Raw genomic sequence first — 21985 nt, 5'->3', positions numbered from 1 at the left:
CATACTTCGGGGTGAAAAGAGCTCTATTTATGTAGAGAGTAAGACAATATTTTTGTTTAAAAAAATAAAAATATTTTGCCAAATGTTCTTTTTCCATATTATACTATAATTACTATCCTAATAACTGAAGGTGAACATATGGATCAAGAAAGGCTATATGAACAGCTATTTTCAATGTCGTTAACACCCATGCTTATCATGGATCTTAATGGAGAAGTTCAAGCTTTAAATGATGCTTGTGCACATCTATTTAAGAAGGAGAAAAAGCAACTTCTTTCTTCCAATGTTTTTCAGCATATTAGTCAGTTTTTAATTAAAAAAGCTGATATTGCTCCTCTTCATAGCCATGAAGAAGAAGTGGTTGTGTTAAACAAGCAAATAAACCAACAAGTACCCATACATATTCATATTCAGAGAATGAAAGAGCAGCCGCATCTTCTTGTTGTGCAGTGGAAAGAATTTTCTTCTAGTTTTGAAAAACAAGAGGAAGTTATTCGGAAAATGAAGCAGTACAAACAGTTTGTACAGCAGAGTCAAGATGCTTTTATTGTCACCCAAGAAGGAAAGATTCAGTACATTAACCCCGCTGGTGTGCGCATGCTTGGAGGAACTAAAAAAGAGGACTATCTAGGACGATATTGGCTTCATTTTATTCATCCAGAACATCTAGAAATCGTTAAAAAACGAATGAATCAGCTGATGAAAGGAATGTCTATTCGTCCTCGTGCAGAAGTGAAGTTATTGACTAAGCGTGGAGTTGTGAGTATTGAATCTTCCGCAACGAAAATTAAATTTAAAGGCGAGGATGCTATTCAGTATATTATTCGTGATGTAACGGATCGGAAGAAGTATGATGAAATGGCAAGTAAATCTGAAAAACTCATGATGGTGAGCAAGCTAGCAGCGGGCGTAGCGCATGAAATAAGAAATCCATTGACTGCAGTTAAAGGGTTTGTGCAGCTATTAAATGCATCTCAGCAATATAATAAATCCTATCATGATATTATGCTAGAAGAGCTGAATCGCGTTGAATCAATTATCCAAGAATTTTTAACGTTAGCAAAACCTAAAAGTGAGCATCCTTTTAAGAAAAAGAGCCTTCACCAAATTTTAAGTCATGTAACGTTATTGCTTACTACTCATGCAAACTATAAGAATAGTGAAATCAAAAGCTTTCTCGAAGGGGATATTGAAATTCTCTGTGAAGAAAATGCATTAAAGCAAGTATTCATAAATCTTATTCAAAATTCATTGGAATCGATGGATAAAGGCGTGGTAACGGTTAGAACAGAAAAACGAAATGGATATGGCGTAGTAACAATTGAAGATCAGGGTTGCGGAATAGACGAACAATCATTAGCTCGTTTAGGAGAACCGTTCTATTCTACAAAGCAAACGGGAACGGGTTTAGGGCTAATGGTTAGCTATCAAATTATTGAACAACATCAGGGGCATATTTCATTTACAAGTCAAATAGGAGTGGGCACAAAAGTTGAAATTGCGATTCCGCATGTAAAAGAGCCAGTGAATGTATAGTAGCAGTACTATTTATTCGCTGGTTTTTTTATTCGTGCGTAAAAGGCGAATGTTATATTTTTATTTTTTTATAACGTTCGTGTTTATTGTTGACGTAAGCGTTTTTGTCTGATATAGTATCAAATGGCTAGAAGATAACCGAATAATAAATAAAAAACGGTTGATGAAAAATAAAAAGGTTAACGGGGGAATGTATTGATGAATCAAAACTATGATGTAATTGTTGTAGGAGCAGGCCCAGCTGGAATTTTTACTTGTTATGAATTAACGCTAAAACTACCTGAAGCAAAAGTGTTGTTAATTGATAAAGGACACGATATTTACCGAAGGAATTGTCCGATTCTTCAGAAAAAAATTGTGAAATGTCCGCCGGCGAATAATAAAAAAGATTTTGCAGGCTGTTTGCCCGCTTGTTCAATTACCAATGGATTTGGTGGAGCAGGCGCATATTCAGATGGGAAATTCAATATTACAAGTGAATTTGGGGGATGGATGACGGATTATCTCCCTGAATCACAGGTGGTAGATTTAATTAAATACGTAGATGAAATTAACTTAAAGCACGGGGCAACAGATTCGATTACAGACCCGTTAACTGATAAAGTACGTGAAATTGAAAAACGGGGCTACGCAGCAGGCTTAAAACTACTGCGTGCGCAAGTTCGTCACTTAGGGACGGAACAAAATTTAGAAATTTTGAAAAGCATTTATGAATATTTAAAAGAACGCATCGACATGCAGTATAAAACAGAAGTTGCTGATTTTGTTACAGAGAAAATTGATGGGAAGCACATTGTACGCGGAATTGAGCTTAAAAATGGGGAAATGCTAACTGCTGATAAAGTGGTAGTATCTCCAGGGCGAGATGGTTCAAAATGGATGACTGACTTATTAAAAAAACGTCGATTAAAAATGATTAACAACCAAGTTGATATTGGCGTTCGTGTTGAGACTTCAGATATCGTAATGGAAGAGATTAATAAGCATCTATACGAAGGTAAATTCATTTATAATACATCAGTTGGTACGCGAGTAAGAACGTTCTGTAGCAACCCCTCAGGACATGTAGTTGTTGAGAATCATTCTGGAATCATGCTTGCAAACGGCCACGCTTATAAAGACCCGAAGCTTGGAAGTAAGAATACGAACTTTGCGCTGCTTGTATCTCATAAATTCTCAGAACCGTTTGATCAACCAAATGAATATGCACATGAAGTATCAAGGTTAGCAAATATGCTATCAAATGGGGGATTAGTTGTACAGAAGTACGGTGATATTCTAAAAGGTCGTCGCTCCACACCAGCTCGTATTAAAGAAGGTTTCTTAGAGCCAACGTTAAAAGAAGCAGTCCCAGGAGATCTTGGGCTTGTTCTTCCTTACAACACAATGAAGAGTCTAATTGAAATGACGGAAGCATTAGATCATGTAACGCCAGGCTTAGCTTCTGAACACACGCTTTTTTACGGAGTAGAAGCGAAGTTTTACTCTGCACGTCCAAAACTAACGGATCGCTTTGAAACAGAGATTTCAGGCTTATATGTTGGAGGAGACGGAGCCGGCATCACGCGAGGATTAGCTCAGGCAAGTGCTTGTGGCGTATGGGTGGCACGAGATATTGTTGAGAAATTAAAAGATGAAAAAAGAAAAGAACAGCCAGCAATGGTATAAGAAAAAGCGGACGCATAGGTCCGCTTTTTTTATTTACATAATAGCTTTTTTAATATGTTTTAAATAACGGAAGCGAATGAATAAGAAATACACTACCTGAACAGCTCCAAATCCAAGCAGAACGACTGCAGTTTCCTTAACAACTGAGAATTCAAATAAGCCTTGAAGAGCTTTAAACGCAAACACGCTGTGTACAAACGCTACAAGAATGGGAACAAAAAATAATAAAACAAGCTGAGGCGTAATAATTTTATTGAGCTCAGACTTAGTTAAACCAACTTTTGCAATCATTTGATACTGGCGCTTATCATAGTCAAGGTCTGTATACAAACGGAAGTATAAAAAGCTTCCTGCTGCAATGAAGAAGACACAGCCGACTAAAAGTGCCACGAAAAGAGCAGTGCGATACATTTCCATCATCATATTGTAATCATATCCAGCTGATGAGAAATAGAAAGCTGGATCACTCGTATAATTCCCAGTATAAATGCCGTCTTCTCCGTTATATAAACTTAAGCCAATGTCTTTTGTTTCGACCCAATCTTTAGTTACAAATCCGTAATAGTGAGTTGTTGACGTAGGGTTTTTAATTTGTTTATAAAGCTCATTTGGAATGACGTACAAATCATAGCCGATCATTCCAGAAGAAAAGTAAGGTGCATCAATAATTTTTGCTACGTTGAATGTTAGATTGCTTTCACTTAAAGTAATGGGTTTCATCTTTTCATCTAAAAACGTATTATAAGTGACTGTGCTGACATAATGACCTTCATTTTCTTTTAACTTAAGTGGTTTTTCACGAGCTGCAATAGCCATCGCATTATAATCAGACAAGGAGATAAGCTCAACTTTTTTATTCGTTTCTTTTCCTGTTTGTTCGATTAACGTTACTTTGATTTCATTATACGATAAGTCGTTTTTATTAAAATCATCTCGAATGGCTTGTACCTGTGCTTTTTCGTTCGGGTTTTGATCCGATGATTGATAGACAACGGGAATTTGAGCACGTTCGTCGAATAGCTTTTTTGAGCCTCCCATCGCCGATAAGGTTCCAATTGCACAAAAAGCAACGGTTGATACGATTGTTACCATGAAAAACATACGAGCGTTATCTTTCATTCTGTAAGCTAAATCTGAAATGGTAATAAGACGAGTATGATTCCAGTAAAAGCGCTTGTTTTTCTTGAACATTTTTAATAAGAAAACACTTAGCTGCGTATAGAAAAAATAAGTTCCCACAATCGTCATAAGGATAACGATAAAAAAGCGATAGCCAATATTATACATGTTTGCTGTCCACGCTAAGTAATAGCCGCCAATTAATAAACCAGCAGCCAGTAATGATAAAATAATAGAGGTTTTAGGTTCAGGCTTTGGTTTTGATGTAGACTGAAACAAATCTAACAGTTTGTTTGTGCGTACAAAAAAGCTTGTGAAAAATGAAATAACAAGAAATAAAACGGTAAATGCAGCTATTGTTAAGGCGAGTGCTTCCCAAGGAACTAAAAACGAAAGGGGTTTTTCCATGCCAATAACGTAAGATCCAACCATTAAGTAGAGCTTGCCGAGAAGCATTCCAACAAGAATTCCCGTAATGATGGCTGAAAAACCAATGATCATGTTTTCTAAAAAAATCATGGTGTTTAGCTGACGTTTAGACATTCCATGCATAATAAAAATTCCAAATTCACGCTTGCGAGACTTTAAAAATGCGCTGACAGAATACAGGACGAAGAAAAACGAAAATACATAGATAATATATTCAGCCGCCGTCATGCCCTTTTTTGCCATTTCTTTTGTTACACCTTCTGTGACCCCAGGATGAAAAATAAACATTGCATAAAGAAAAAAAACGGCTACAGAAAAGGCGCTGCTTAAAAAGTAAGCTGCATACGTACGCTTATTACGCATCACGTTTTTAAATGCGAGTTGTCGAAAGCTCATGTGCGTCTCCTCCTAAAACTGATAGCATATCAATAATTTGCTGATAAAAAGCTTGACGATTATTTCCGCGGTAAATTTCGTTATAAAGCTGTCCATCTTTAATGAAAATTACGCGATTGCAATAGCTAGCTGCGTGCGCATCATGAGTAACCATCATCATCGTTGCGCGTTCTTGTTCATTTAAATGCTGCAGGGTTTCCATCACATCTTTAGATGCTTTGGAATCTAAGTTTCCAGTTGGCTCATCAGCCAAGATAAGCTGTGGATGGTGGATAATTGCTCGGGCAATGGCGGCTCGTTGCATTTGTCCGCCTGAAATTTCGTACGTGCGCTTTTTTAAGATATGTTCAATGCCGAGTTTACTAGTAATAGCAGCTACTCTCTTGGCCATTTCGGAGCTTTTTACTTTGTCTAAAGCAAGCGGTAAAATAATATTTTCTTCAACAGTTAATGTATCTAATAAATTAAAGTATTGGAAGACAAAACCGAGCTCGCGGCGTCTAAAAAGTGCAATCTCTTTTTTCTTAAGTTGATGAGGATTGCGGTTGTTAATGATTACTTCTCCAGCCGTCGGTGAATCAATGGTAGAAACCATATTGAGCAGGGTTGTTTTCCCGCTTCCGGACGGCCCCATAATGCCAACAAATTCTCCTTTTTCAATTGAAAAGTTAACGCCTTCTAAGGCTTTGTAAGAAACGTTTCCTTCATATACTTTTGTTAAGTTATTGACTTGTAAAATAGGCATAGTCAAACTCCTTTGTAAATGTTTTTTCTTTATAGCCCTATCTTATTGAAATTTGATCTAACGTGCCATGTACTAAGCTTACAGGAATCTTACACTTTTGTAAGAAAGCAAGAGAAGGCTAATCTATATATTAGCCTTCTTGGGTACGAGCGATATTTTGTTGAAAAATTAAGCGTATGGTAGTTCCTTGTCCTTCTTTTGATTCAAGCTCTATCTGATGGTGGAGCTGTTTACAAATTTCTTTTACGAGATAGAGCCCCATCCCTGTAGATTCTTGATATTTCCGACCGTTTTCTCCAGTGAAATAGGGATCGAACACCCGCTTTAGGTCTTGTGATGGAATACCTATTCCTTGATCTTTTACTTCTAATATAACCTGTCTACCTCTTTCAAATGCTGAAATGGTGATGCTTTGATTAATTCCAGCAGAATAGCGGACGGCATTAGTAATAAGCTGTGAACAGGCAAAGTGAATCCACTTTTCATCAGAAGCGACGATGTACTGGGGCGGAACGTTAACTGTTGGAAATACGCGGTTTCGAATAAAAAAGCGTTTATAACTCGAAATAAGGCTAGTTACAACTTTATGTAGAGAAACACTTTCCGCTTGAAAATCATGAGTGAAATCATTCAATCTCGATGTATATAATACAGTCTCTAATCCTTTTTGAATTCGATCCATTTCATCTTGAATGCTCATAAAGATAGGTTCATCTTCATTTTGAATCATAAGGTGAATAACAGATACAGGAGTTTTCATTTGATGAACCCACTGATTCATAAATGTAATATGTTGATTAAGCTTATTTTGATAGTGATACATTTCATTATGAAAGCTTCGAAATTGACTCTCCAGCAGTTCTTTTAACGCTTCTGAAAGCGGGGACTCCTCCTCAGACAATATGCTGTCTTCTGACTTATGTAAGGGATTTGACAGGTGTTTATAAAATGTTTTGTTTGTATAGTAGCGATAGCATAAATAAGTGATGTAGATAACGGTGCTGATTAAAATAGCATAAAGAACAGTAAAAATGTCTCGAAAACCATCTAACGCAAAAATCGTACATACTAAACCCAATTGGATAAGATAAAAAAATGTAAGAGGAAGATGTTCTTTAAAAAACAGCTTCATGCTTTATTTTCCTCTTGAATCCGCAGCATATAGCCTGTACCTCTAATTGTTTCAATCGCTTTTTCGATACCAACATCCCCTAGTTTTTTACGCGTACGCGTCATGTAGACATTTAGAGTATTATCATCAACAAAAAGCTGGTCGTCCCAAATTTTTTCGAGTAATCGATCTCTGCTAACAACTCTTTCTGCTTTATCTAACAATGTTTCAATGAGCTTGCTTTCTGTTTGGCTAAGCTCAACTTCTTTGCTTTGGTAGCGTAATAGTAACCTTTCAGGATATAAAGTTAAGCCGGCGTGCTCTACAATTCGCTCCTGGTTAGTAGGTGCATAGGACCCGTATGCGCGTCGTAGTTGGCTATTTACCTTGGCAATCGCGACATCGTAGTCAAAAGGCTTGGTTAAATAATCATCTGCTCCACTTTCTAACGCCATCACTTGGTCCATTTTTCCATCGCGTGCTGAGATGAAAATGATAGGGCAAGTGGAAAGAGTACGGATTTGTCTGCACCAATAAAAGCCATCATATTTTGGTAAATTCACATCCAATAAGACAAGGTTAGGGTGGTGCTTTTGAAAATCATCAAGTACATCTGTAAATGACGTAACGATATGTACGAGTAAATTATATTTTTCAAGATGTTCTTTTAATAAAGAAGCAATTTTTTGATCATCTTCTACAATTAAGACGGTAAACATGGTTAGGGCTCTCCTCTATAGATAAAAATCAATATATTGTTCTTTATAGTTTATCAAAAAGAGAGGGGAGATTGAAATGGATTTTAGAAAAAAATGTAATTTATGAAATTGCTCGCCAAAAAAGTAAAGTTTAAATTAGCTAAACTTAATTATGGTGAAATTCAGAAAAAAAGATTTACAGATATACATTAAACCAGTATAAAATATGAATATAAAAATGATAATGCTTACAATTATTGTATAAAAATAATATTTAATGAATATTAATTATTTTGTTTTAAATGTTATAAAATGGATTTCTTCTTTATGTGTTTAGTATTACTATACAATTTGTTAGTTGTTATTGGTATGAGGTGCTATTTTAAGTTGGAATGTCGTTTGGTAAAGAATAGTTTAGTTTATAACGAACATAAATACGAATATAAAATATACATAAAATGTGAGAAAATGTGACATGAAAATAAAAAAAACGACAGTATTTTGAATTTTTTTTGTATATTATCTTGACAAAGTGATAGGAAATGAATTTTAATAAAGAAGTAAGTTATTGCAGTTTAAAACTATTACATCAAAATAACAGTTGCTTAATTTCAGATTGAAAGAAAGCGGGGGACCCAAATTTGTGCAGACAAGCACTAGGGGTGAATCTTAACTTAATAGTTAAGTAGGGTAACTCACATACCCGAATCCGACAGCTAACCTCGTCAGCATTTTGTGGGAGAGTACATGGAAGGTTTGAAAACCAGAGAGGGCTCTCATGGTTTTTTTTGTACACTTTTTTCGATGATTTTAAAAAAAAGCAGCTGGAGCTCGTTCTATTCTGAAAATTTCAAAAATAATATAAATTAAAAGTAGTTATTCTTTTTGGAATATTCAACCTGTTAATCTTGGTAGTTATTAAATTAATAATATAATTTGTTTATATGAGGGGGTTCATCAATGAAACTATCAACAAAGATTATCATTGCACTAATTATTGGTGCTGTTGTAGGTGTCTTGTTAAATACGTTTTCACCAGGGACGTTTACAACACTAGATAAATATTTATTTACGCCGCTTGGGCAAATCTTTTTAAATCTTATTAAGATGCTTGTTGTACCGATTGTCTTTTTCTCAATTGTACTTGGCGTTGCAGGTTTGGGAGATCCGAAGAAACTTGGCCGCATCGGCGGTAAAACAATTGGTTACTTTTTAATTACGACAACAATTGCTATTACAATTGCTATTATCTTAGCATTTATTATTAAGCCAGGCACAGTTGGAACATTCGACACAGCAAATGCTTCCTTTGAAGCACAAGAAGCACCTCCTGTAGGTGAAACATTACTAAACATGATTCCTACTAACCCAGTTCTAGCAATGACTGAAGGAAACATGCTTCAAATTATCGTATTCTCAATCTTTATTGGATTTGGAATTACGATGTTAGGTAATAAAGCAAAAGGACTATATAACATTATCGATCAAGGTAATGAGCTTATGATGTACCTTGTAAACTTAGTGATGAAGTTTGCTCCATACGGTACGTTTGGTTTAATCGCAACTGCGGTTGGTAGCCAAGGATGGGGAGCGATTAAAGCAATGGGGCTTTACATGTCAGTAGTTGTGCTTGCGCTATTTGTTCACGCTATCTTAACGTACGGTGGATCTATAGCGCTGTTAGCAAAGCGCAACCCAATTGAGTTCTTTAAAGGCTTTGCACCAGCTATGACTGTTGGTTTTAGTACATCAAGCAGTAATGCGACGTTGCCAATTGCAATGAACGTAGCTCAGAAAAATCTTCGTGTACCGGAATCCATCAGTAGTTTTGTTCAGCCATTAGGTGCAACAATTAACATGGATGGAACAGCAATTATGCAAGGGGTAGCAACTGTTTTCATCGCTCAGGTGTACGGAGTAGATTTATCATTCAGTGCACTAATTACAGTTGTTGTAACAGCAGTTCTTGCAAGTATTGGAACAGCGGGTGTTCCAGGTGTTGGACTTATCATGTTAGCGATGGTACTTTCAGCAGTTGGCTTACCAGTAGAAGGTATCGCATTAATCATCGGTATTGACCGCTTGCTTGATATGATTCGTACATCGGTTAACATTACAGGGGATGCTGCGTGTGCAGTAATTGTTGCCGAGTCTGAAGCAAGAAGAGCTGAAAAAGCAGGAGCTTAATGTAATGCATTAACCAGTAGGGGATGACTGGAGAATGACAAACAAAGGATTTTTGATACGATAAAAAGGCTCACTCTTTACGTTTAAACGTAAGGAGTGAGCCTTTTTCTGTTTTAGTGAAAACAATCCTTTTTACTTAGCAAAAACAGTGTCCATATGGCATAGAATCTAATAGAAGTCTGCTGACAAGGAGGAATCGCGATGAATGATAAGTCTTTATCGAACTTGATCAAACCACTGTTAAACGCTTGGTATCCTACGATTTCTCACGGAACGGGAGTTTATTTGTATGACGTGGAAGGCAAAAAATATTTAGATGGATCATCTGGTGCCGTGACGGCAAACGTTGGACATGGTGTTCAAGAGATTATTGATAAAATGAATGACCAAGCAAAAAAAGTTGCGTTTGTCTATCGCTCTCAGTTTACAAGTGAACCTGCTGAAAGCTTAGCAGCACGGCTCTGTGAACTGAGCAATCATCATTTTCAGTTTGTGTTTTTTGTTAATAGCGGGACAGAAGCAACAGAAACCGCAATGAAAATGGCTATTCAGCATTGGCAGGAAAAAGGGAAGCCTCAAAAAATAAAAGTATTATCAAGATGGATGAGTTATCACGGCATTACGATTGGTGCTTTGTCCATGTCAGGGCATGCGGGTAGAAGAAAAAGATTTGTACCTTTACTAGAAGAATACCCTTCTGTTTCACCACCTTATTGCTATCGATGTCCATTTGAAAAAACGTATCCATCCTGTGATTTAGCGTGCGCAAACGAACTCGAAAGAGTCATTAAGCGTACAGGAAGCGAGCAAATTGCTGCTTTTATTACGGAGCCTATCATTGGAGCAGCTGGAGCAGCTATAACGCCACCTGATGGATATTACGAGCGAATTCGAGAGATTTGCGATAAATATGATGTTTTATGGATTGTAGATGAAGTAATGACGGGGATGGGGCGTACAGGAAAAGTTTTTGCTTATGAACATTGGAAAGCCAAGCCGGATCTTTTGACTCTTGGTAAAGGTTTAAGTGCTGGATATACTCCAATTGCAGCAACAGTTGCTACTAAAAGCGTACTAGCGCCCGTATTAAATGGATCTAATCTCATTATGAGTGGGCATACATTAAGTGCAAATCCGCTTTCTTCAGCCGTTGCGTTGGCCGTGCTGGATTATATACAGAATCATTCTTTAATAGAAGCAGTGGAGAGTAAGGGAGCATATTTATATGCGAAGCTTAAGAGCTTGCAACAGCAAGTAAACATTATCGGAGATATACGAGGGAAAGGGTTATTGCTAGGATTAGAGCTTGTTCAAAACCTGAATTCTAAAGCTTCATTTCCTTCATCGTTTGAATTAACGTCTAGGGTTATTCAAAAAGCTCAAGATAAAGGCCTTTTATTATACCCATCTCAAGCTGGAGAAGATGGAGTAGAAGGAGACGGAATTATTATTTCACCTCCATATACTATTACGTCACACGAAATTGATGAGCTGGTGGGATTATTAACTGTGACGATGGTTGAGATTGAAAAAGAACTGGGGGGAGAGGAAGAGAAAAATGAATAATCTTCAAAATAGGTTTCATAAAATGATTAAAAGCACAGATGTTATGAGCTATGTTCAAAATGATATGACAATCATGTTTGGAGGGTTTGGAGGGGTAGGTACAGCTCCTACTGTAATTGAAGAAATTTTAAAAAGTGATGTTAACGGGTTAACGCTTATTTGTAATGATGCAGGTTTCCCAACCATTGGTGTAGGAAAGCTTGTATGTGAACAGCGAATTAAAAAGCTCATTGCTTCGCACATTGGTTCGAATCCGGTTGCTGGTAAACAGATGAACGATGGAATACTAGAAGTAGAATTTTCTCCTCAAGGAACGCTTGTTGAGAGAATTCGAGCAGCCGGAGTGGGCATCGGTGGGGTATTAATTGATGTGGGGATTGAAACTGACGTAATTTGTGTGGGAAAGCAAATGATCACTCTATCAGGCAAAACGTTTTTAGTTGAGACGCCGTTAGAAGCAGATGTATCGATTGTTTACGCTAAGAAAGCAGATGAATTTGGAAACTTGCTGTATGATAAAAGCGCTCGTAATACGAATCCGCTTGTAGCTATGGCTGGAAAAGTAACGATTGCTGAAGTAGAAGAAATTGTCCCATTAGGTGAACTTAATCCTGATTCAATTGTGACTCCAGGTGTATTTGTAAACTATATTGTACAGTCAAAAGGGGTGAATTGGAAATGGGTTTGGGAATAGATAATCGTCATCGAATTGCTAAGAGAGCTGCTCAGGAAATTGAAAATGGAATGATTGTAAATCTAGGTATTGGAATTCCATCGCTTATTCCAAACTATGTTCCTTCGGCGATAGCGGTTATGTTTCATGCGGAAAATGGAATTGTTGGAATCGGTCCTTCTCCATTGGAAGGGCAAGAAGATGAAAATGCTTGCAATGCAGCGGGTTATCCTATTACTACGCTTTCAGGGTCTTCCTATTGTGATAGTGCAATTGCTTTTGGAATGATTCGAAAAGGATACGTTGATATGACTATTCTAGGAGCGCTAGAAGTCAGTGAACAAGGGGATTTGGCAAATTGGATTGTACCAGGAAAGCGAGTACCTGGTATGGGAGGAGCGATGGAATTAGCGCAAAAGGTTAAGAAAGTTGTTGTGCTAATGAATCATACCAATAAAAATGGTGAACCAAAGCTTGTGAAAACGTGCTCTTTACCTCTTACTGCTAAGCGCTGCGTGGATTTAATCATTACGGACCGAGCTGTCTTAAAAATAGAGAAAAATCACTTGCTTTTAATAGAAGTAATGTCTCCTTATACTGTGGAAGATGTGCTGCAAGCAACTGATGCAACAGTAGAGCTGAGCGATAGCATCAAAATAATTCCCTAAGGAGGTTGAGATATGACAAATTGGCAAGGGGAAATTCAGAGCTGGTTGACGGAACATAAATATGAAATAGTTCGGTTGTTGCAACGTTTTGTACAGGAAGCAAGCGTCCAAAGAGATGAAAAATATGTTCAGGCGATTGTGATTGAAAAGCTAAGACAGCTTCAGTTAGCCATTGACATATGGGAACCGGATATTAAAGAACTGCGTAAAAATGAAGCATTTGTCTCTACTCGAACTAACTTTCAAGATAGTCCTAATGTAGTAGGTACCTTAAAAGGAAGAGGAGGAGGGAAATCTATTCTATTAAACGGTCATATTGACGTGGTACCAGCAGGAGATTTAGCACACTGGAGAGACGAACCATATAGTGGAATGGTAAGAGACGGTAACGTATATGGACGAGGAAGTACAGATATGAAAGGAGGAAATGTAGCTCTTCTTTTTGCTATTCAAGCGTTACAAGAGCTCGGTGTTTTATTAAAAGGTGACGTTATCTTTCAAAGTGTAATTGAAGAAGAAAGTGGAGGAGCGGGTACGCTTGCCTGTGTGTTAAGGGGGTATAAAGCAGATGGAGCAATCATTCCTGAGCCTACAAGCATGAAAATCTTCTCTAAGCAACAAGGTTCGATGTGGTTTCGTTTAACCATACATGGTCGATCTGCTCACGGAGGTACAAGATATGAAGGAGTGAGTGCAATTGAGAAAGCAATGCTTCTTATTGAGCATCTCCAGCAGCTAGAGAAAAATCGCAATGCTCGCATTGTTGATCCGTTGTACAAAAATACGCCCATCCCTGTGCCAATTAACATAGGTACGATAAAAGGCGGATCGTGGCCGTCTTCAGTTGCAGATGAGGTGATAATTGAAGGGAGAATTGGGGTAGCACCTCATGAAAAGATGAAGGATGTGAAGGAAGAAGTAGAAGAATGGTTGAAAAAAATTAGCGTGCAAGATTCTTGGTTTGATTTTCACCCTGTGGATTTAGAGTGGTTTGGAGCGCATTGGCTGCCAAATGAGTTAGATACACAGCACCCCCTTATTTCATCTCTCTCTCAAAGCTATGAGCGAGCAATGAGTCACCCTCCTACTATTGAAGCGTCACCTTGGGGAACGGATGGAGGGATTTTATCTCAGGTTGGTAAGATTCCAACAGTTGTTTTTGGTCCAGGAGTTACGGAAGTTGCTCACTTTCCAAACGAATATATTTCTATTGAATCTGTTATAAAAGCCACTGAAATTATTGCTCTTACTATTATTGATTGGTGTGAAATTGCCGACTGATAAAGGAGGGGAAGCAATTTGATTGAAGTGAATAGACGGGACTTCAGCGCGCTGTGCATACAAGACTCTTTTAATAAAAGACTTCGAATTGAGGATTACCGAGGGAATATTTCTAGCATGATTTACTATATAAAGAGAGAGCTGAATAAGCACCAGTTAGAAAAGGTAATTATAAAGTCTCGCTACGAACAAGTTCAAAGCTGGTTGCAACATGGGTACCGTTTGGAAGCCACCATTCCATCTTATTTTAATGGAAGCACTGCTTACTTAATGACTTTTTATGAAAGCCAAGAGCGACAAGTGCACAATCATTATGCAAAAGAAAATAATCTACTTCAAAAAGTCCAGTTATTACCGCTAAAGTGCCCAGAAACATTGTTGTCACCTTACAAATTAAGGAAAGCTATAAAGAGTGACGCCAAACAGCTAGTAACATTATATAAAACAGTATTTACTATTTATCCATCTCCCTTACATGATCTAGTCTACGTTCAAAGCATGTTAGAAGACGGAACACCTTTCTTTATTGTTGAATATGAAGAAAAAATTGTAAGCGCAGCTGCTGCAGAAATTAATACGCTTTATAATAATGCAGAATTAACAGATTGTGCCACCCTTCCATCTCATCGCTCGCTTGGCTTAATGAAGCATTTGATGGTTGAAATAGAGAGAGAATTGAAAAAGAAGTATGTTTATTGTGTATATACAATAGCTAGAGCGCTTTCATTTGGGGTGAACGCAGCTTTTCATCAGCTTGGCTATGCGTACAGTGGGAGACTTATTAACAATTGTTTGATTTCCACGGCGCTAGAAAATATGAATGTATGGTCAAAGGATTTATCAACCTTAACAAGTGAGTCTTAGGATAAGAAAGTCACATAAAATATAACCATTTACTAGGCGTTCACATATAAAGTAGTAGCACAGTCTAAATTGTAATTAAGGGAGGAGTTTTTGTGTTACATGACTTATATAAGCCGTCACGTCATTGGAAAGACATCGAACTTTGGAAAGATGTACCGGAAGAGAAGTGGAACGATTGGATTTGGCAATTAACCAATACGATTCGAACGCTTGAGGATTTAAAAAAGGTCATTCATTTAACACCCGAAGAAGAAGAGGGTGTTCGAATTGCAACCAAAACGATTCCATTAAATATTACACCTTACTACGCTTGGCTAATGAACCCAGATGACCCGCGATGTCCAATCCGCATGCAGTCTGTGCCAATTGGCCAAGAAATGCATAAAACGAGATATGATTTAGAAGATCCTTTAGAAGAAGATGAAGATTCACCTGTACCTGGACTTACACATCGTTATCCGGACCGAGTTTTATTTCTTGTTACTAATCAGTGCTCGATGTACTGTCGTTATTGTACTCGAAGACGATTCTCAGGACAAATTGGAATGGGTGTTCCTAAAAAACAACTGGATATGGCAATTGAATATATTGCTCAAACAAAAGAAGTGCGAGATGTTCTAATATCTGGTGGCGATGGACTGCTAATTAATGATCAAATTTTGGAATATATCTTAAAAAATTTACGCGCTATTCCCCATGTTGAAATCATTCGTATTGGCACAAGGGCACCGGTTGTTTTTCCGCAACGTATTACAGAAAATTTATGCTCCATTTTAAAAAAGTACCATCCAGTCTGGCTCAATACTCACTTTAATACATCAATTGAAATTACAGAAGAAACGAAAAAAGCATGTGAAATGCTTGTAGATGCTGGAGTGCCTGTGGGCAACCAAGCAGTTATCTTATCTGGCATTAACGATAGCGTACCAATTATGAAGAAGTTAATGCATGATTTAGTGAAAATCCGTGTCAGGCCTTATTATATTTATCAATGCGATTTATCAGAAGGAATCGGTCACTTTAGAGCACCTGTATCAAAAGGCCTTGAAATTATTGAAGGGCTAAGAGGACATACGTCTGGCTATGCTGTACCTACCTTTGTAGTAGATGCTCCTGGTGGAGGCGGTAAGATTGCTATTCAACCAAACTATTTAATTAGTCAAAGTGCTGGTAAGGTTGTACTTCGAAATTTTGAAGGGGTCATTACGACTTATCCAGAACCGGAAAACTATGTCCCTAACCGAGCGGATGACTATTTTTATTCAATTTATCCAGACGCGAAGCAAAAGGAATCTTCCATTGGAGTAGCAGGGTTGATGAATGAAACAAACTCAACGCTTATTCCAGAAGGTTTAGGGAGAGTAAACAGGCGTAAGTCGTATGAAGCAGATACAGCACATGCGACCCTAAAAAATAAGCGTGAAAAGCGCGACGAGTTAAAGGAGAAAAAGTTTCAAGCGCAAGCACAAAAAGAAAAAGATTCCACTTCATCTTGAGGAGGCAAATACAATGATGGTAGAATGCGCATGGTGCGGCGAAAGCGCTGGAGAAAAAAGCGTTCATACCGCTTTTTGGGAACTTCCAGATGGAACAAGAGGAATTGAAATCACAGATGTACCTTGTATTAAATGTTCTGCCTGTGGAATGTATTATCAAGAAGAAGAAGTGATTGAAGAAATAGAAACACAGCTGCTGCTTGTAGATACAAAACTGTTGCCAAAGGTTATTTCCTATAAAGAGTTACTAGCAACACCGCGTTTGTTAAAGCGTAATTACTTTAAATTTTAATAAAGAGCCCTTATTTTTCGGGACTGACCCCATAAAGTGAGACAAATAAAAAACACCTTTAAGTTGAAAACTGGGTATGTAGTACCTAACAATCACTTGGAGGTGTTTTTTCTATGGGAACAAGAGTCAGTTATCCAGTCGAAATAAAGTTAAAAGCGATTGAAATGAGGTTAGCCGGTGTACCTGTAAAAGAAGTATTATCACAACTAAACATTCGGAATCCTACTCAATTAAAAACATGGATGAAGTGGTATCAAAATGGGGATGTACACCGGTTGGAACAGCCAGTAGGCAAGCAATATGCCTATGGAAAAGGTCCTGATTTTGAAAACGAGACAGCTAAGTTAAAGACTGAGAACCGACAATTAAAGCAACAAATCGAGATTTTAAAAAAGTACAAGGAATTGGAAAGGAAGTGGTACCAGAAATCGCAGTGAACCTAGTGGAAGAGTTAAAAGAACAAATCCCTATTTATCAAATCTGTTTCCATCTTGGTATTCCTCGGTCCACTTACTACCGTTGGAAGCAGCATAGTCAACAGGATACACGAAAGAAATGGATGGAACAGCAAGTGGGTGAACAATGTCGTGCACACAAGTTTCGATATGGCTATCGGAAGATCACAGCTGTACTCAAGCGAACCATGAAGATTAACCACAAGTTTGTGCAGCGTACCATGCAGAAATACGGTTGGCAATGTCGCGTTAAACGGAAGAAACGGCAGCGAACAGGGCAACCTTATCAGGTTGCAGAGAATGTATTAAAACGTGACTTTCGAGCTGAACGCCCTCTTCAAAAGCTCGTGACTGATATTACGTACTTGCCTTTTGGGCCGAAACCATTGTATCTTTCAAGTATTCAAGATTTATTTAACGGAGAGATTATTGCGTATTCCATAGGTGATTGTCAAAATGTCGCGTTTGTTTTAGACACGCTTAACCAACTCCCTTCTCTACCGGAAGGGTGCACGTTGCATAGTGATCAAGGCTCTGTGTACACATCGTATGCTTATCAACAAACAATTAAAGAGAAAGGCATTATCATGAGTATGTCCCGAAAAGGGACGCCTGCAGATAATGCCTCAATTGAATCGTTTCATTCCTCACTAAAGTCTGAAACGTTCTACCTTGACGAGTTGACATACACTACGACTACCATCATAGAGCAAACCGTCAAAAGCTATATTACGTATTATAACCATGCCCGTATTCAAACAAAATTAAACAACCAGTCTCCTGTACAATACAGAAAACGGGTTGTTTAAAAGGTGTTTTGATTCCTGTCTCAAAAACAGGGGTCAGTCCCTTTCAAATAAGGGCTCTTTATTTTTTATTAGCTTTGTATGTGTACTTGCTGTTCTCGAAATATTTGATACGCATTGGTTAATTTATCAATAATGGGACGTGTTGATGACAAATGCTGCTCATCAATACGTGCGATCGGTAAAATACCAATGGATGTACTCGTGACAAACGCTTCATCAGCTTGTTTAATAAAATCAATTGTCATATGCTGTTCTCGTACTTGAATGCCTTCTTCTTTTGCGCAAGCAAGGACATTGGTTCGAGTAATGCCACATAAAATTTGTTTTGTGGCTGGAGTTGTATATAAAATTTGATCCTTGATGACGAAAACATTGCTGCTAGAACCTTCCGTTATGTATCCGTCTTTTACAAGGATGGCTTCTTTGCATCCTTTAGAGGCAGCTGCTTGCTTTGCAAGGATATTTGGAAGTAAGTTTAATGATTTAATGTAGCAGTTTGCCCAGCGCTCATCTTCTAAAAGTAAAGTGGAAATACCTTTTTCGTAAGCCTCATCAGGCATTTGACGCGGGTGTCTAATCGTCATAGATAGCTCTGCTTTGGTATCTGGAAATAAATGATTACGAGGAGAAATTCCACGCGTTACCTGCATGTAAATATCTGCTTCTTCCAACGTAGACTTTTGTATTCCTTCTTCAATTATTTTCTCCAAATCAGTTCTGCTAAACGGCAGCTCAATTAATAACGCTTTTGCGCTTCGCTCAAGACGATCTAAATGTTGAGAAAGTGCTAGAGGTGTTCCCTTGTATACGCGAATGAATTCATATACACCATCGCCAAATTGATGTCCGCGTTCATCAATAGGAATTACTTTTTCGTTAATATCTCGAAATTGTCCATCATAGTAACCAAGTTCCATTTCTATACACTCCTTCTTTCTCTTATAGTGAAACGTTACCACAAAATTCAGTAAAATGAAATTAGAAAGTATTTGAGTCATATAGACAAAAATCTCACCTCTTGCTAGAAGGTGAGATTTTTTCTTGTTTATGGGAACGTTCGTTTAATGGCTAATGAGAATTTTTCAATTGCCTTCTTTGGCGTAATGAACTGAATGAATAGTTTCGTACCAGTAATGATCCAATCAACAATACGACTACCTAATAGAAGCGTTACTAAAATAGACATGGCTGTTAAAACCATAATGCTCCAAAAGCTAGCATCTAAACTTTTGGCAAATTCGGTAGTGAAAAACCACTTTAAAACAAATCCATGTAAAAGGTAGACATAAAGCGAACGCTGTCCGATGCTAGTTAAAGCAAAAGGACGGGTTGGAATTAAGGCCATAAATGCAAAAGATACAATAAACGCAATGGCATAGTGAGACAAGCGCATTAAAAATTCGCCTACGCTATTGTATGTGTTTGTACCATAAAGCATGTCCGTATAAACGGTTTCATTTAAAAAGTAATAACTTGCTGCTAGTGTTACAACTAAGATAGTGGAAGCAATGACTCGATTTTTAGCTGTTAAAAGATTTTTAAATGGTTCTTCTCTCTGTGACAAGTAATACCCCATCAAAAAGAATGGGAAGAACACAAACATGCGGCTAATACTTAGTATTTTTTCAAATCCATCAATGTTAACAAAACCAATTCCAACACCTAGTAGAATAGAAGCTGTCATGCTGATCCACATTGGGAACTTTGCGAAAAATGGCAGCATTAATTTCCAAAAGATTAAGCTAAGTAAGAACCACATTGCCCATCGCGGTACTAAATACTGTAGTGTGTACGTTTCATTCGTATAAAGGGCACTATAGTAAAAAGTGTAGATGGTTTGAAATGCTAAGTAAGGGATAGCCACTTTGGTAAAGATTTTTTTGTAATATCCTTTTTTATGAAAGTTTTTTGAAAAATAACCAGCTAGTAAGATAAATACTGGCATGTGGAAAATAAAGATAAAGTGATAAATGGATAACATACCTTCGCTATCTGTACGATAAGGTGAAATCATATGCCCAAATACAACTAAAAAAATTAATACAAATTTAGCGTTATCAAAATAAGCATTTCGTGTACTCATAGTATTCATCTTTCCTTATTCTTTGCTGATTTAAACGTGCTTCAGCAATTTTTTATTGTGCTTTCAGTAGCAAATTAAATCATGAAAGTGAAAAATTTGCAATTTATATTTTTACTATAAAAACTGTCGAAACAGCGTTTTTGTTACATTTGTGCATCGTTTTTGTCACATTCACTTAAAGTGAAAAACAAAATGCTTGATATGACAACTTGTCTTCTTTACTATACAATGCAACTAGAACATAAATCTGTAACCATAATGTAATGTTTCTCATGTGTCTAGGTCAGGATTCGACGTCATTCACAAGAGACTGTTTAAATGGTAGTCTTATAGCAAATAAAACGTGAGTAAACAACGCATAAAATACAGGGGGAACAACGTATGAAGTCATTTTATCACTACATGATGAAATTTAGGTTAAATCCAAAAAATGATCTAATAGGACAGTTAGCACGATTTGTGTATGAAGACCATAGCTTTCCTAAAACGGCAGATGATTACAATGAGATCAGCTCCTATCTCGAATTAAACGGTGATTATACGATGAGCATGTCTGTTTTTGATGAGGCATGGGAGCTATATGAAATGAATCAGTAAGGTGTTTAAAACAAAGGGCCTCTATACGCTGCGTGTAGAGGCCCTTTGTTTTTTTGTGAAAATCAGCGTATTTCAGGCTTGATTGAGGTGATGTTATACTTCCCCTTTTACTATTTTTGCATATACTATTGTAACTTTTCAGTAGGTGTTAGTTTAACAAGGAGGTGCGACGATGGCAGGCAAGAAAAAGCCTAAATACCGCATTGGGGATACAATCGTTGTAACGATCTATGGGACCGTTGGCACCATTACAGATATAAAAGTGATGGATGGACTCTTTGTATATGAGATTAACCATAGTGAAGGTCTGTTTTTAGAAGACACAATTGAGTTATTAGAAGATTATGACGGACAGATCTTAGTACAAGAACGCGTTGAGTTGGAATATAAATATTTCTTTGGTGACATTGTTCAAGTGTTTAATTACGGAAAAGAATTGTTTAAAATCATTGGCATTCGCACAGAAATATGGCGATATAAAGAAGACGCATGGGAAGATATTGTGTATGAACTATCCCGTGTTACTGACGGAGAATGGCTTGAAGCTAGTGAAGAAGAGCTTATTCTCGTGACTCCTCATGAGGAAACAGAAAACTATGTACAAAATATCGATATGTTGTATTTAGGAAAAGAAATTAAAAAGACGGAGTTGCTACCGACGATGAAAAAACAAAATGGACATGGAAAAGAAGAGATGAAATTAACAAAAGAGAAGCATGAAATTATAAATGGTTTGTTAGATGTTTATAACGATTACAAAACGTTGCATGAGATGTTTCAAGATGATGAGTATGTAGAAGTAATGAACTTAGTATTGAAACATTTACACAAGATTTCCAAATCAGAGCAAGATAAAGCGTAGCACCATGTCTGTTATTATAAGCGTATGTTAGAAAGGGTAAGCTATACATAGAAAGAGACGTATAGCATTGAAAATTTTAGACATACTCTTGTACTTTTGCTCATAAAAGTATATAAAGTAAAGTTTGAGCTAGTAAGATTAGATATTTGCTAGTCCTTTGCTTTGCTATTTTGCGAGCTCATGAAGCTACGCTTGCCCGCTGAGACGGGGTGAGGAGTGATATTGTGAAAGAAATCGAAGTAGTTATTGATACAGAGGAAATCGCTGAGTTCTTTTACAATGAACTAATAAAGCGGGGGTACGCTCCAGCTGAGGAAGAGCTAGGAGAGTTGGCTGATATTACATTTGATTATTTGATTGATAAATGTATTATCGATGAGCAAGAAGAATAAAGAGAGATAATAGCAATTTAATAGCGGTACTTTATGTAACGACGAGGCAGCTCGTCGT

General features: G+C 37.3%; 20 protein-coding genes and 1 riboswitch. Of the genes, 14 read left to right on the top strand and 6 right to left on the bottom strand.

Going from position 1 to position 21985, the window contains the following annotated elements; translation table 11 throughout:
• Window positions 1-138 precede the first annotated feature (138 nt).
• Window positions 139-1536 carry an ATP-binding protein gene (locus LZP85_RS12700; RefSeq protein WP_119542820.1) on the top strand — a complete coding sequence of 466 codons (1398 nt, stop codon included), beginning with the start codon at window positions 139-141 and terminating at the stop codon, window positions 1534-1536.
• Window positions 1537-1734: 198 nt separating this feature from the next.
• Window positions 1735-3204: an NAD(P)/FAD-dependent oxidoreductase gene (locus LZP85_RS12695; protein WP_206782486.1), complete on the top strand. Its 1470-nt coding sequence runs from the start codon at window positions 1735-1737 to the stop codon at window positions 3202-3204.
• 33 nt (window positions 3205-3237) lie between these two features.
• Here LZP85_RS12695 and LZP85_RS12690 read toward each other — a convergent pair whose 3' ends face one another.
• From LZP85_RS12690 to LZP85_RS12675, 4 genes are all read right to left on the bottom strand, one after another.
• On the bottom strand, window positions 3238-5148 hold the full coding sequence (locus LZP85_RS12690) for an ABC transporter permease (protein WP_119542818.1): 1911 nt from the start codon (window positions 5146-5148) through the stop codon (window positions 3238-3240).
• A complete protein-coding gene (locus LZP85_RS12685) occupies window positions 5123-5893 on the bottom strand; it encodes an ABC transporter ATP-binding protein (protein ID WP_061785109.1) in 771 nt (256 codons plus the stop codon). The genes LZP85_RS12690 and LZP85_RS12685 overlap by 26 nt, the downstream gene beginning before the upstream one ends.
• A gap of 130 nt (window positions 5894-6023) precedes the next feature.
• On the bottom strand, window positions 6024-7025 hold the full coding sequence (locus LZP85_RS12680) for a sensor histidine kinase (protein ID WP_119542817.1): 1002 nt from the start codon (window positions 7023-7025) through the stop codon (window positions 6024-6026).
• Window positions 7022-7723, bottom strand: coding sequence for a response regulator transcription factor (locus LZP85_RS12675; RefSeq protein WP_025910007.1), 702 nt, complete (start codon window positions 7721-7723; stop codon window positions 7022-7024). The genes LZP85_RS12680 and LZP85_RS12675 overlap by 4 nt, the downstream gene beginning before the upstream one ends.
• 571 nt (window positions 7724-8294) lie before the next feature.
• A riboswitch (cyclic di-AMP (ydaO/yuaA leader) is annotated at window positions 8295-8449 on the top strand.
• A 213-nt stretch (window positions 8450-8662) separates the two neighbouring features.
• On the opposite strand from LZP85_RS12675, the gene LZP85_RS12670 reads away from it, so the two are divergent.
• The 9 genes from LZP85_RS12670 (at window position 8663) to LZP85_RS12630 (ending at window position 17993) form a co-directional block, all read left to right on the top strand.
• Entirely contained in the window at window positions 8663-9889 is a 1227-nt protein-coding gene (locus LZP85_RS12670) for a dicarboxylate/amino acid:cation symporter (protein ID WP_025910008.1), read from the top strand.
• Between the two features lie 201 nt (window positions 9890-10090).
• Window positions 10091-11455 (top strand): aspartate aminotransferase family protein, encoded by a 1365-nt coding sequence (locus LZP85_RS12665; RefSeq protein WP_076512735.1) that lies wholly within the window; start codon window positions 10091-10093, stop codon window positions 11453-11455.
• Complete coding sequence (locus LZP85_RS12660; RefSeq protein WP_226639022.1) at window positions 11448-12149, top strand: CoA transferase subunit A; 702 nt, start codon at window positions 11448-11450, stop codon at window positions 12147-12149. Before LZP85_RS12665 ends, LZP85_RS12660 begins: the two co-directional genes overlap by 8 nt.
• The gene (locus LZP85_RS12655) at window positions 12134-12796 is read left to right on the top strand and encodes a 3-oxoacid CoA-transferase subunit B (protein WP_025910011.1); all 663 of its coding nucleotides are present in this window, start codon (window positions 12134-12136) and stop codon (window positions 12794-12796) included. Before LZP85_RS12660 ends, LZP85_RS12655 begins: the two co-directional genes overlap by 16 nt.
• A gap of 12 nt (window positions 12797-12808) precedes the next feature.
• Window positions 12809-14077, top strand: a complete 1269-nt coding sequence (locus LZP85_RS12650) for a peptidase (RefSeq protein ID WP_119542815.1) — start codon at window positions 12809-12811, stop codon at window positions 14075-14077.
• A gap of 27 nt (window positions 14078-14104) precedes the next feature.
• A complete protein-coding gene (gene ablB, locus LZP85_RS12645) occupies window positions 14105-14941 on the top strand; it encodes a putative beta-lysine N-acetyltransferase (protein ID WP_035320758.1) in 837 nt (278 codons plus the stop codon).
• A 92-nt stretch (window positions 14942-15033) separates the two neighbouring features.
• Window positions 15034-16437, top strand: a complete 1404-nt coding sequence (gene kamA, locus LZP85_RS12640; RefSeq protein ID WP_100347041.1) for a lysine 2,3-aminomutase — start codon at window positions 15034-15036, stop codon at window positions 16435-16437.
• A 16-nt stretch (window positions 16438-16453) separates the two neighbouring features.
• Window positions 16454-16729: a YokU family protein gene (locus LZP85_RS12635; protein WP_025910015.1), complete on the top strand. Its 276-nt coding sequence runs from the start codon at window positions 16454-16456 to the stop codon at window positions 16727-16729.
• A 113-nt stretch (window positions 16730-16842) separates the two neighbouring features.
• Window positions 16843-17993 (top strand): IS3 family transposase gene (locus tag LZP85_RS12630; protein ID WP_163071374.1). Its coding sequence is split into 2 segments (ribosomal slippage): window positions 16843-17116 and window positions 17116-17993, totalling 1152 coding nucleotides; the frame shifts between segments, so codons are not numbered across the junction.
• Between the two features lie 68 nt (window positions 17994-18061).
• Here LZP85_RS12630 and dat read toward each other — a convergent pair.
• A complete protein-coding gene (dat, locus tag LZP85_RS12625) occupies window positions 18062-18910 on the bottom strand; it encodes a D-amino-acid transaminase (RefSeq protein WP_025910016.1) in 849 nt (282 codons plus the stop codon).
• Window positions 18911-19038: 128 nt separating this feature from the next.
• Entirely contained in the window at window positions 19039-20076 is a 1038-nt protein-coding gene (locus LZP85_RS12620) for an acyltransferase family protein (protein WP_119542814.1), read from the bottom strand.
• A 381-nt stretch (window positions 20077-20457) separates the two neighbouring features.
• Here LZP85_RS12620 and LZP85_RS12615 point away from each other — a divergent pair, with 381 nt between their 5' ends.
• The 3 genes from LZP85_RS12615 to LZP85_RS12605 all read left to right on the top strand — a co-directional run bounded on the left by LZP85_RS12615 (window position 20458) and on the right by LZP85_RS12605 (window position 21927).
• On the top strand, window positions 20458-20673 hold the full coding sequence (locus LZP85_RS12615; RefSeq protein WP_025910018.1) for a YozE family protein: 216 nt from the start codon (window positions 20458-20460) through the stop codon (window positions 20671-20673).
• A 172-nt stretch (window positions 20674-20845) separates the two neighbouring features.
• Window positions 20846-21535, top strand: coding sequence for a hypothetical protein (locus LZP85_RS12610; RefSeq protein ID WP_025911466.1), 690 nt, complete (start codon window positions 20846-20848; stop codon window positions 21533-21535).
• A gap of 224 nt (window positions 21536-21759) precedes the next feature.
• Window positions 21760-21927 (top strand): YozD family protein, encoded by a 168-nt coding sequence (locus LZP85_RS12605; protein ID WP_064484042.1) that lies wholly within the window; start codon window positions 21760-21762, stop codon window positions 21925-21927.
• Window positions 21928-21985 lie beyond the last annotated feature (58 nt).

Origin of the sequence: Priestia flexa (genome assembly GCF_021441905.1) — a bacterium.
Taxonomy (GTDB): Bacteria; Bacillota; Bacilli; order Bacillales; family Bacillaceae_H; genus Priestia; species Priestia flexa.
This window is presented reverse-complemented; position numbering and strand designations above follow the sequence as displayed.

What these genes read in the sequence shown, in the direction of transcription:
- LZP85_RS12655 (WP_025910011.1), top strand. Translation starts at nt 12,134, where the DNA reads ATGGGTTTGGGAATAGATAATCGTCATCGAATTGCTAAGAGAGCTGCT.
- LZP85_RS12665 (WP_076512735.1), top strand. Translation starts at nt 10,091, where the DNA reads ATGAATGATAAGTCTTTATCGAACTTGATCAAACCACTGTTAAACGCT.
- LZP85_RS12670 (WP_025910008.1), top strand. Translation starts at nt 8,663, where the DNA reads ATGAAACTATCAACAAAGATTATCATTGCACTAATTATTGGTGCTGTT.
- LZP85_RS12690 (WP_119542818.1), bottom strand. Translation starts at nt 5,148, where the DNA reads ATGAGCTTTCGACAACTCGCATTTAAAAACGTGATGCGTAATAAGCGT.
- LZP85_RS12615 (WP_025910018.1), top strand. Translation starts at nt 20,458, where the DNA reads ATGAAGTCATTTTATCACTACATGATGAAATTTAGGTTAAATCCAAAA.
- LZP85_RS12685 (WP_061785109.1), bottom strand. Translation starts at nt 5,893, where the DNA reads ATGCCTATTTTACAAGTCAATAACTTAACAAAAGTATATGAAGGAAAC.
- dat (WP_025910016.1), bottom strand. Translation starts at nt 18,910, where the DNA reads ATGGAACTTGGTTACTATGATGGACAATTTCGAGATATTAACGAAAAA.
- LZP85_RS12700 (WP_119542820.1), top strand. Translation starts at nt 139, where the DNA reads ATGGATCAAGAAAGGCTATATGAACAGCTATTTTCAATGTCGTTAACA.
- LZP85_RS12660 (WP_226639022.1), top strand. Translation starts at nt 11,448, where the DNA reads ATGAATAATCTTCAAAATAGGTTTCATAAAATGATTAAAAGCACAGAT.
- LZP85_RS12650 (WP_119542815.1), top strand. Translation starts at nt 12,809, where the DNA reads ATGACAAATTGGCAAGGGGAAATTCAGAGCTGGTTGACGGAACATAAA.
- LZP85_RS12620 (WP_119542814.1), bottom strand. Translation starts at nt 20,076, where the DNA reads ATGAGTACACGAAATGCTTATTTTGATAACGCTAAATTTGTATTAATT.
- LZP85_RS12680 (WP_119542817.1), bottom strand. Translation starts at nt 7,025, where the DNA reads ATGAAGCTGTTTTTTAAAGAACATCTTCCTCTTACATTTTTTTATCTT.
- LZP85_RS12675 (WP_025910007.1), bottom strand. Translation starts at nt 7,723, where the DNA reads ATGTTTACCGTCTTAATTGTAGAAGATGATCAAAAAATTGCTTCTTTA.
- LZP85_RS12610 (WP_025911466.1), top strand. Translation starts at nt 20,846, where the DNA reads ATGGCAGGCAAGAAAAAGCCTAAATACCGCATTGGGGATACAATCGTT.
- LZP85_RS12695 (WP_206782486.1), top strand. Translation starts at nt 1,735, where the DNA reads ATGAATCAAAACTATGATGTAATTGTTGTAGGAGCAGGCCCAGCTGGA.
- LZP85_RS12635 (WP_025910015.1), top strand. Translation starts at nt 16,454, where the DNA reads ATGGTAGAATGCGCATGGTGCGGCGAAAGCGCTGGAGAAAAAAGCGTT.